General features: G+C 64.9%; 9 protein-coding genes and 2 pseudogenes. 10 read left to right on the top strand and 1 reads right to left on the bottom strand.

Annotation, left to right across the window (positions count from 1 at the left end):
- The 4 genes from AU188_RS21500 to AU188_RS21515 all read left to right on the top strand — a co-directional run bounded on the left by AU188_RS21500 (position 1) and on the right by AU188_RS21515 (position 5,134).
- The gene (locus tag AU188_RS21500) at positions 1-1,623 is read left to right on the top strand and encodes an acyl--CoA ligase family protein (RefSeq protein WP_059165491.1); all 1,623 of its coding nucleotides are present in this window, start codon (positions 1-3) and stop codon (positions 1,621-1,623) included.
- Between the two features lie 249 nt (positions 1,624-1,872).
- Positions 1,873-3,015: an acyl-CoA dehydrogenase gene (locus AU188_RS21505; RefSeq protein WP_059165492.1), complete on the top strand. Its 1,143-nt coding sequence runs from the start codon at positions 1,873-1,875 to the stop codon at positions 3,013-3,015.
- A 42-nt stretch (positions 3,016-3,057) separates the two neighbouring features.
- Positions 3,058-4,593: a class I adenylate-forming enzyme family protein gene (locus AU188_RS21510; RefSeq protein ID WP_059165493.1), complete on the top strand. Its 1,536-nt coding sequence runs from the start codon at positions 3,058-3,060 to the stop codon at positions 4,591-4,593.
- A gap of 100 nt (positions 4,594-4,693) precedes the next feature.
- Positions 4,694-5,134, top strand: coding sequence for a hypothetical protein (locus AU188_RS21515; RefSeq protein WP_286137613.1), 441 nt, complete (start codon positions 4,694-4,696; stop codon positions 5,132-5,134).
- Here AU188_RS21515 and AU188_RS25105 read toward each other — a convergent pair.
- Positions 5,121-5,402 (bottom strand): annotated as a pseudogene (locus tag AU188_RS25105) (NAD(P)-binding protein); the annotation flags it as partial. The gene AU188_RS21515 and the pseudogene AU188_RS25105 sit on opposite strands and share 14 nt — an antisense overlap.
- 114 nt (positions 5,403-5,516) lie before the next feature.
- Between AU188_RS25105 and AU188_RS21520 the strand changes: the two are divergent.
- The 6 genes and pseudogenes from AU188_RS21520 to AU188_RS25870 form a co-directional block, all read left to right on the top strand.
- Positions 5,517-6,194 (top strand): TetR/AcrR family transcriptional regulator, encoded by a 678-nt coding sequence (locus AU188_RS21520; protein WP_059165495.1) that lies wholly within the window; start codon positions 5,517-5,519, stop codon positions 6,192-6,194.
- 132 nt (positions 6,195-6,326) lie between these two features.
- Complete coding sequence (locus tag AU188_RS21525) at positions 6,327-7,577, top strand: saccharopine dehydrogenase family protein (protein WP_059165496.1); 1,251 nt, start codon at positions 6,327-6,329, stop codon at positions 7,575-7,577.
- Between the two features lie 17 nt (positions 7,578-7,594).
- Positions 7,595-8,815, top strand: a complete 1,221-nt coding sequence (locus AU188_RS21530) for an acyl-CoA dehydrogenase family protein (protein WP_059165523.1) — start codon at positions 7,595-7,597, stop codon at positions 8,813-8,815.
- Positions 8,812-9,588 (top strand): SDR family oxidoreductase, encoded by a 777-nt coding sequence (locus AU188_RS21535; RefSeq protein WP_059165497.1) that lies wholly within the window; start codon positions 8,812-8,814, stop codon positions 9,586-9,588. Before AU188_RS21530 ends, AU188_RS21535 begins: the two co-directional genes overlap by 4 nt.
- Positions 9,589-9,596: 8 nt before the next feature.
- A complete protein-coding gene (locus AU188_RS21540; RefSeq protein ID WP_059165498.1) occupies positions 9,597-10,622 on the top strand; it encodes a phosphotransferase family protein in 1,026 nt (341 codons plus the stop codon).
- A 155-nt stretch (positions 10,623-10,777) separates the two neighbouring features.
- Positions 10,778-10,884 (top strand): annotated as a pseudogene (locus tag AU188_RS25870) (nitronate monooxygenase); the annotation flags it as partial.

A 10,884-nucleotide genomic window follows, 5' to 3' on the forward strand; every position in this document is an offset into this window, starting at 1 on the left:
ATGGCCACCGTAGATGCTGTTTCGTTCACCGACCTGACGCCGTTGGCTTTCCTGGACCGCTCGGCGCGGGTGTTCCCGGACAAGGCCGCCATTGTCTATCACGACCGGCGGATCACCTATCGCGAGTTCGCCCGCGAGGCGACTCGGCTCGGGAATGCATTGCGCGCCGGCGGCATCCAGCCGGGGGACCGGGTCGCGTATTTGATGCCGAACATCCCCGAGATGCTTGTTGCGCACTTCGGGGTCGGACTCGCGGGCGCGGTGCTGGTAGCCATCAATACCCGGCTGGCGCCGGCCGAGGTACGCCACATCTGCGACCACGCCGGCGCGAAGGTGCTCGTCGTCGATGCCGAACTGCATCGGACCGTGGCACCCGTGGTGGATGAGCTGGTGACGGTCCGCGAAATCGTCACGGTGGTCGACCCCGCGGCGGGCGCACAACCCGACCCCACCGTCGGTGGCATCGGTTACGACGAATTCCTGGCGCGCGGCAGCGACGACCCGCTGCCGTGGGCGGTGCCCGACGAGTGCGGCCCGATCTCGATCAACTACACCTCCGGCACCACCGGGAAGCCGAAAGGCGTGGTCTACCACCACCGCGGCGCGTATCTGAACGCGCTCGGCGAGGTGATCCACTCGCGCCATTCACCCGACTCGGTCTACCTGTGGACGCTGCCGATGTTCCACTGCAACGGCTGGTGCACGACGTGGGGTGTCACCGCGGTCGGCGGTACACATGTGTGCCTGCGGGCGGTGGATGCGCGGGAGATCTGGCGGTTGATCGACGCCGAAGGGGTCACGCATCTCAATGGCGCACCCACCGTGCTGGTTGCTATCGCCAACGCGCGCAACGCACACGATCTCGCGCATGAACTGGTAGTGACGACGGCGGGAGCGCCGCCGAGCCCGACGGTGATCTCCACCATCGAAGGGTTCGGGGCGACGATCGTGCACGTATACGGTTTGACCGAGACCTACGGCCCGTACACCGTATGTGAACGGCAAACTGACTGGGCGGCAGAGGATCCGGGTAATGTTGCGAAGCTGATGGCGAGGCAGGGTGTCGGCATCGTGGTCAGCGACGGCATCCGGGTTGTCGACGAGCAGATGAACGATGTGCCGCGCGACGGCACCACCATGGGCGAGGTGGTTATGCGCGGCAACAACGTGATGTCCTACTACTTCGATAACCGCGAGGCGACCGCGGAGGCGTTTCGCGGCGGCTGGTTTCACTCGGGCGACCTGGGTGTGATGCACCCCGACGGATACCTCGAGCTTCGCGACCGCGCGAAGGACATCATAGTTTCCGGCGGTGAGAACATCTCGACGATCGAGGTCGAGGCGGCGCTCGATTCGCACCCTGCAGTGCTGGAGGTCGCCGTTGTGGGCATACCCGACGAAAAGTGGGGCGAGCGGCCCAAGGCGTATGTCGTTTTGCGACCTGACTGTACGGCGACTGCAGAAGAGTTGCGGGGCCACATCCGCAGACAGCTCGCCGGTTACAAGGTGCCCGACACGGTAGAGGTCGTCGAAACACTGCCAAAGACCTCGACCGGCAAGGTTCGGAAGTTCGCACTGCGGGACCAACACCGGTCGAACGAGGCGGTACGCGTCAAAGGTTGAGGGATTCCTTGACCCTCAAGGGTCGGAGCGCTAAACTCGAACCCGATTCGGGACCGAATCATTCATCATCTACACGCAGAAAGTCACTGAGTCATGCTGACGGCCTTCTTTGTTCTCCTGCTGGTCCTATCCCCGGTTCTCCTGCCCGCAGGTATCAGTCTTTGGCACGCCTTGCGGCCAGCGGATTGACCGGTTTTTCGAGGTTCATTGCAGCCCCTGGACCGCACGGCGACTTCATGAGGAGACTCGATGTTTGATTTGTTTCAGTTGCCCGAAGAGCATCAAGAGCTGCGAGCAGCCGTTCGCGCGTTGGCGGAGAAGGAAATCGCGCCACACGCCGCCGAGGTGGATGAGCAGGCGCGGTTCCCGGAGGAGGCGTTGGCGGCGCTGAACGCGTCGGGGTTCAATGCGATTCATGTGCCCGAGGAGTACGGCGGGCAAGGAGCAGATTCAGTGGCCGCCTGCATCGTCGTGGAAGAAGTTGCCCGCGTCGACACGTCGGCCTCGCTGATACCGGGGGTCAACAAGCTGGGCACCATGGGTTTAATCCTGGCTGGCTCCGAGGAGTTGAAGAAGCAGGTTCTCACGGAGGTCGCGGCTGGGGCGATGGCGTCGTATGCGCTGTCGGAGCGGGAAGCCGGCAGCGATGCGGCCTCTATGCGCACCCGCGCCAAGGCCGACGGCGATGACTGGATTCTCAACGGCGCCAAGTGCTGGATCAGCAACGGCGGCCAGTCGACGTGGTACACGGTGATGGCAGTCACCGACCCAGATAGCGGCGCCAACGGGATATCGGCGTTCATGGTGCACAAGGACGACGAGGGCTTTTCGGTGGGGCCCAAGGAGCGCAAGCTGGGCATCAAGGGGTCGCCGACCACCGAGTTGTATTTCGAGAATTGCCGGGTGTCCGGGGATCGAATGATCGGGAAGCCGGGCACCGGCTTCAAGACGGCATTGGCGACGCTGGATCACACCCGCCCGACGATCGGCGCGCAGGCAGTTGGCATCGCACAGGGCGCATTGGATGCGGCGATCGAATATACGAAGGACCGAAAGCAATTCGGTCGATCGATCAGCGATTTTCAGGCCGTGCAGTTCATGTTGGCCGACATGGCGATGAAGGTGGAGGCTGCCCGGCTGATGGTGTACACGGCGGCGGCGCGCGCCGAGCGGGACGAACCGAACCTGGGCTTCATCTCCGCAGCGAGCAAGTGCTTCGCCTCCGACGTGGCCATGGAGGTCACCACCGACGCGGTGCAGCTGTTCGGCGGCGCCGGCTATACCCAGGACTTCCCGGTCGAGCGGATGATGCGCGACGCGAAGATCACCCAGATCTACGAAGGCACCAACCAAATCCAGCGCGTGGTCATGAGCCGTGCCCTGCTGAAGTAATCCGGCAGTCGTTGTAGCACCAAACTGCTTTGGAGGCCCCCAATGACAGGTCCCGTCATCGAAGTCACGCGCTCGCAGAATCCCTTCCCGCCCTCGGGCCTGGCCCCAGACGACCGCGGTGTCGTGCACTACGTGGATGTGCCTGCCACGCTGGGGGAAATGCTGCACGCGCACGTCGAGACGCGTCCGGATGCCGAGGCGGTCGTCGAAATCGGCGGTGCCCGGCTGACCTACGCGCAGCTGTGGGAGCGAGCCGAACGGGTGGCCGGCGGCCTGCATGCCCAGGGTGTACAGCGTGGGGATCGAGTGGCCTTGCGGTATCCGGCGGGCATCGACTGGGTCGTTGCGTTTTGGGGCATTGTGCTCGCCGGCGCCGTCGCGGTGGTGGTCAATACGCGGTCAGCACAACCGGAAGTGGAATTCGTACTAACCGATTCCGGTGTGGCAGTAGATCTGGCCGCCGACACCGCACTGCCCGACGGCGATCCCTTCGTCTCCGAGGGTATAGCCGCCGCCGACGTCGCCGCCTTCTTCTACACCTCGGGCACCACCGGCCGTCCCAAGGGCGTGCCGACGACACATGAGGCGTTCATCACCAACGCCGAGAACATGATTCGCTGCCTTTCCGTGCAGCGCGATTTCGGGTCGCAGCTGCGCACGCTGATCTCCGTTCCGCTGTTCCATGTCACCGGCTGCAATTCGCAATTGCTGGTCGCCGCCTACGTCGGCGGCACGTCGGTGATCATGCCTTCACTCGACCTGCCGAAAGTAATCGAAACCCTGTCGGCAGAACAGATCTCCTTCATGGTGACCGTCCCGTCGGTCTATTCCCTGCTTTTGCGTCACCCGAACTTTGCCGACGCCGAGGTATCCACACTGCGCACCGTCGCCTACGGCGGCGCCCCGATCGCGCCGTCGCTGGTGCGCGCGTTGAAAGCCGCGTTCCCAAGAGCGAAGCTGATGAACGGCTACGGCATGACCGAGACCGCATCGTTGATCACCGTCCTGCCAGACCAGGACGCCGCGCAGCACGCCGATTCGGTCGGATACGCGGTGCCGTCGGTTGACCTCGGCGTGGTTCCGCTGGGCGACGACCCGAACGTCGGCGAGCTGGTGGTCCGGGGCGCCAACGTCACCACCGGGTACTGGAACAGGCCCGAGGCGAACGCCGAAACCATCGTGGACGGTTGGCTGCATACCGGCGACGTCGTCCGGGTCGACGAGGCCGGCCGCGTGCACATCATCGATCGGATGAAGGACATCATCAACCGCGGCGGAGAGAACGTTTCCAGTTTGGAGGTTGAGGCCGTCCTGCTCAGCGCGCCCGGCGTTGCCGACGCCGCGGTACTGCCGGTCCCCGACGAGGTGATGGGGGAGAAGGTCGGCGCCGTCCTCTACGCCGACCAGGCTCAGATCGACATCGACACGGTGCTGGCGCACTGCCGCGCCCATCTCGCCGACTTCAAGGTCCCGCAGTTCGCCGTGGTGCTCCCCGAGGCGTTGCCCCGCAATGCCAGCGGCAAGCTTCTCAAGAGCCGGCTGCGCGAACAGGTGCAGTGGGGCGATCCGCTCCGATAGTCACACGGGGGAATGCACCATGAGCCAAGCGAATCTGCCGGACCGGACGGCCGATGACGTGCCCGCGGGCGGGTTCGAGTCAGTCTTGACCGCCGCAGCGATGAACACGTGGCGAGGCCGCGTCCCCGGCGCCGAGCTCAGTGAAACGGCGTACGTGCTCGCCCGCCAACCCGGCCCGGCGCTGAACAGGGCGGCGCGCGCGGCCCGCGAGATCGCCACGATCGTGCGCGGTATCGACGACACACCGGGCGCGCACGACGGTCGGTTCGCCGACGCCGGCTGGCAGGACAACGCCGTGCTGCGACGAGTCGCGCTCGGGTATCTCGCCGGATCCGCGGCGGTCGAAGACATCGTGTCGCACGCCGACGTGACGTGGCGCACCAAGGAGCGGGTGCGGCTGTTCGTCGACAATGTGGTGGCGGCCGCCGCGCCATCCAACAATCCGTTGCTCAATCCGGCGTCGCTGAAGCGTGCCGTGGATACCGCCGGCGCCAACTGGATCCGTGGCCTCCGGAGTTTGGCGGCCGATAGTCCAGGATGATGTGCCCGTCCGCGATCGACTTACGGTGCGTCCACGGCTTGAAGCCGTAGCCGAAGGTGGGCATATCCGAGTCGGAGCGGATGCCGGGGTACTGGTGCAGACTCCAGGTGCCGCCGATCGAGTCACGACCCTCGAGAATCGCGAACGTGGTGTTCGGGCGGTGGGTCTTGAGGTGGTAGCCCGCACCGATGCCCGAAATCCCGGCGCCGACCACCAACACGTCGAAATACGACATCTGTGTCCGACGGGACGTTGTGGTCGTCGACATGGAGTGTCTCCTTGCAGTCTGGCGGACGAACAGCAGAGACTAATCCGATCCCGAATCGCTTTTGATTTTATAGTGAGAGGCCGAAGCCCTCAATACCTGATACGATCTCGAATCGTGTTCGAAAACACGCCTACGCATCGGGCGGCCGCGCCCACGACCGTGGTGCAGCGCCGCGGGATCGCGCGCATGGAGACCATCCTCGCCACGGCGGAGTCGCTGCTCGCCGCGCAGGGCTACGCCGCCGCCACCCTGAAGGGGATCGGCGAGCACGCGGGCATCCCGACCGCGTCGCTGTACCACTACTTCACCGATCGCCAACAGCTCGACGCCGAGCTTGGGCGCCGGCACGTTCGCGCACTCGATGAGCGCTTCGCCGAGGCGCTGAACCATCCCCAGGTGCAGACGTTGCGCGACGCCGTCGACGCGATGATCGAGCCGCTACTCACCTACTGCCGTGAGCATCCGAGCATCGTCCAGTTGTGGTTCGTGGGCCGGAGTTCGGTACTTCGTGAGCTGGCGGACGGCTTCGACGAGTCGTGGGCAGAGCAGCTCTGGCGCTTCCTCGTCGCACGAAGCCTTATCCGTCCAGATACCCCGCGATTCGTCGTCCAACTTGCCTTCAAGGTCGGCGATCGAATCTTCGATATCGCGTTTCAACGGAGCCCGACGGGGGATGACGCCACGATCGATGAAGGGTTCCGAGTCGTCACCGCCTATCTCGAGACGTATGCGCCGCCGGCGTCGACGCGGCACCCGCGCAACTGGCCCAATCGGCTGGGCGCGGGGCATTGACAGCGCCGCACCGGATGTTAGAGTCGAACCCGAATCGGGTTTTGAATCGACTCAATGGGGTGTAGCGCCCCACGCCACACAAATACCTGCGCCGCGGGGTCTGCGGCGATATCGAACAGATCGGAGAGGGCCATGGCCAAGCGCGTGGTATTCATCGGGGCCGCGGGGGAGATGTGCCGGTTGGCGATCGAGCGCTTCGCGGTCGCGGAAGGCGATTGGGAGCTGGCTCTCTATGACATCCGGCCCGAGCTGCTGGAGTCGCTGGTCAAGAAGCTGCCTGCCGGCCTGGCCACCGCCGCGCGGCTCGACCTGTACGACGCCGAGGGGCTCCGCAACGCCATCGAGGGGGCCGCCCTCGTCGTGCTCGGTGCCGGTCCGTACAACCGCACCGCCGGACCCGTGATGGAGGCGTGCCTGGCGGCCAAGGTCCCGTATCTCGATTTCGATGACGACATCGAGAGCACGCTGCACGCACTGACTTTGCACGAAGACGCTCGGACGGCTGGGGTGCCGATGTACGTCGGATGCGGCGCCTCGCCAGGCATCACCAATGTGCTGGCCGCCGACGCGGCCGGCGAACTCGACAGCGTCGAGAACATCGATGTGTATTGGGTAGTCGGCGATGAGCGCGGATCCATCGGCCGCGCGGTGCTCGACCACATGCTGCGCGTCGCCGCCGGCCCCTGCATGACCTGGCAGAACGGCGGACCGGTGATGCACCAGTCGTACGTGGAGACCCGCTGGACCGAGTTGGGCGGCGGACTGGGTCTGACCATGGTGCACGAGACCGCGCACCCGGAGCCTGTGACATTGCCACGAAAGTACCCAAATGCCAAAAATATTCGCTGCTTCGGCGGTCTGGACCCGGCACCGTACAACGGTCTCGTCCGCGGCGTGGGCCTGGCCGTACAGAAGGGCGAAATGCCTGTGGAGAAGGCAATCGACTTCTTGGAGGCTCTGCTGACCAACAAGTTCGGCAGCCTGAAGGGCTGGCGACACGCACTATCGGGAATGCGCAATCTCGTGCGCACCGGCGAGGTGACGCGCGCCGAGCTGATCAAGTTTCTTGCCCTGGCGGCGGCGGGACGTACCTTCCCCTACAAGGCTGGCCTGAAGGTCGAGGTGACCGGTCTGCGGAATGGCATACCCATCGTGGTCGGCCGTCGGACCCCGGTGAGCGGCCCTGGAACCTACCTGTTCACCGATATGGCGGCGGCGACGGGAACGGCCTGCGCCGCGTTCATGGTTGTGGCACTCGACGAGGAACCCGGAACCCGCGCAGGGGTGTTCACGCCCGAAGAATGGGCGGAGCCCCAGCGGTTCTACAAGGCGCTCGAACGCGTCGGCACCCCCCGCGACGAGATTCTCGACGTTACGCACTAGGCAAGGGGTTGGCCATGGTGTCCCTGTTCGATGTTTCCGAGCGCGGCCAGCAGTACCAGTTAGATCTGCTCGAGTTCATGGATTCCCACGTCTACCCGGCCGAGGCGATCTACGACCAGCAGATGCGGGAATCGGGCGATCCGCACTTCCACCCGCCGATCTTGGAGGAGCTCAAGGGCGAGGCGCGAAACCGCGGGCTGTGGAACCTTTTTCACCCGCATCCCGAATGGGGGCCGGGGCTGACCAACCTCGAGTACGCACCGCTGGCGGAGATCATGGGTCGCAGCCACCTTGCTCCCGAAGCGTGCAACTGCAGCGCACCGGACACCGGCAACATGGAGGTGCTCACGCTCTTCGGCACCGAGGAACACAAGGCGCGCTACCTCAAGCCGTTGCTGGACGGCACGATCAGGTCGGCGTTTGCGATGACCGAGCCCCAGGTGGCCAGTTCGGACGCGACGAACGTGGAAATGTCGATGGTCCGCGACGGCGACGAGTACGTCCTCAACGGGCGAAAGTGGTTCGCGTCCAATGGTATGCACCGCAATTGCAAGGTCCTGATCGTGATGGGCAAGACCGACCCGACGGCGCCGGTGCACCGCCAGCAGTCAATGATGGTCGTGCCGATCGACGCGCCCGGCATCACGGTGATGCGCAACCTGCCGGTGTTCGGCTACCAGGACCGCGAAGGGCACGCCGAGATCGCCTTCGACAATGTCCGGGTACCTGCGAAGGATGTGCTCAAGGGCGAGGGGGAGGGCTTCGCGATCAGCCAGGCCCGCCTGGGCCCCGGTCGCATCCATCACTGCATGCGGGCGATCGGCATGGCCGAACGGGCCCTCGAGCTGATGTGCACGCGCGCCCAGTCGCGCGTCACCTTCGGAAAACCGGTCAGCGAGAACGCGAACATCCGCGACTGGATTGCCGAGTCTCGCATCGAGATCGAGATGGTCAGGCTGCTCACCCTCAAAGCCGCTCATCTGATGGATACGGTAGGCAACAAGGAGGCCCGCACCGAGATCGCGGCGATCAAGGTGGCCGCGCCGAATATCGCGCTGAAGGTCGTCGACCGGGCTATCCAGGTGCATGGCGGTGGCGGCGTCACCGACGACTTCCCGCTGGCGATGGCGTGGGCACACCTGCGCACGCTGCGACTCGCCGACGGACCCGATGAGGTACACACGCGCGCCATCGCCAAACAGGAGTTGCGCAAACATCGAGACGGAGCAACGACATGAGCCAACTGGATCTCACTGGGCGCACCGCGATCATCACCGGCGCCTCCCGAGGCATCGGTTTGGCTGCAGCGCAAGCAATTGCGCGAGCAGGCGGCAACGTCGTCTTGACGTCGCGAAGCCAGGAGTCAGCGGACGCCGCAGCCGACGAAGTGACCGGCAACGCCATTGGTGTTGGCGCACATGCCACCGACGAGCACGCCACCCAACGCTGCATCGACCTGACGCTCGAACGGTTCGGCAGCGTCGACATCCTCGTCAACAACGCCGGCACCAACCCGTCTTTCGGCCCGGTGATCGACCAGGACCATGCCCGCTTCGCCAAGACATTCGACGTGAACCTCTGGGCGCCCATCCTGTGGACGTCATTGGCGACACGGGCATGGATGGGTGAGCACGGCGGAGTCGTGGTCAACACAGCGTCCATCGGCGGGATGGGCTTCGAAGCGAACCTCGGACTGTACAACGCATCGAAGGCCGCGCTGATCCACCTCACCAAGCAACTGGCGCTCGAACTGTCACCGAACGTGCGGGTCAACGCTGTCGCACCGGGCGTGGTGCGCACCAAACTGGCCGAGGCGCTATGGAAAGCGCATGAAACGCAGCTGACTTCGGCCACCGCTCTGGCGCGCATCGGTGAACCCGAAGATGTCGCGTCGGCCATCGCGTTCCTCGTCTCCGATGCGGCAAGCTGGGTCACCGGGGAGACGTTCGTGATCGACGGCGGACAGCGCCTCGGCGACGCCAGGCTGTTCCGGAACGGCGCCGTCAATTGACTGAAACCGTGGAGGTAATCGGTTTCGATGCTGATGCGGTGGCGCGGTGGCTCGCCACCCTGGGAGTGGAATTCATTGCGCCCCTGCATCTTCACCGGATCGGCCTCGGCCAATCGAATCTGACTTACCGGGTCACCGACGAAGCTGGTTCCGCCTGGGTGCTACGTCGCCCGCCGTTGGGTCCGCTGCTGGCATCAGCTCACGACGTCGAGCGTGAGGCGCGAATCATGGCCGCCTTGGGGGACACCGACGTGGCCGTTCCCCGAATTCTGGGCGTCACAACCGATTCAGAGTTCTCCGCAGTCCCGCTCGTGCTGATGGAGTTCGTCGATGGATTGGTCGTGGACACCATGGATGTCGCCGGCGCGTTGACGCCGCACCAGCGGCACCAGATCGCCCTATCCCTACCGCGCACCTTGGCCAAGATCCACGCCGTCGACCTTGCGAAGGTGGGGCTTGATGATCTGGCCAGCCGCAAACCGTATGCGCAGCGCCAGCTCAAGCGGTGGGCGGGGCAATGGGAACTGTCCAAGACTCGCGAGCTACCCGAACTGGACGACCTCACCCGCCGGCTCACCGCTACCATTCCCGAGCAACACGAAATCAGCCTGGTGCACGGCGACTTTCATCTGCGCAACCTAATCACCTCGCCCGAGACTGGCGAGGTGGTGGCGACGCTGGACTGGGAGCTGTCCACGCTGGGCGATCCGCTCGCCGACATGGGCACCCTGCTCACCTACTGGCCAGAGCCCGGCGAGACCACGGGCGGTGACTTCGCGCCGTCCACACTGCATGGATTTCCCGATCGCGCGGAAATGGCAAAGCTGTACCTGGAAGAGACCGGTCGCGACTCGGCCGCCCTGCAGTACTGGCATGTTCTCGGGTTGTGGAAGCTGGCGATAATCGCCGAAGGCGTGATGCGCCGGGCGATGGAGGAGCCGCAGAACCGGGCTGCAGTTGGAACGCCGACGCTGGAGCGGATCGACACGCTGGTGCGCAAAGCCTGGGACATCGCCGACGCTGCGGGGATTTGAACGTGTCGGCGGGAAGGAATGACAGTGCCAGGCACTGAAATGCGCGCTGGCGCGTGGCCGCAATGCGAGGACATCCAGGCGCATCACGGTCCGTCCACGCGCGCCGAGCCGACACCGAAGCGATACTGCGACAGTTTAGAGACGAGGTTACCGATATGACGATTACGACGAAGTTCACCGAGACCTTCGGGGTCGAGCACCCCGTCGTGCAGGGCGGGATGCAGTGGGTCGGCCGCGCGGAACTCGTTGCGGCCGTGGCGAA

Origin of the sequence: Mycobacterium sp. IS-3022 (assembly GCF_001500065.1) — a bacterium.
In the GTDB taxonomy this organism is placed as follows: domain Bacteria; phylum Actinomycetota; class Actinomycetes; order Mycobacteriales; family Mycobacteriaceae; genus Mycobacterium.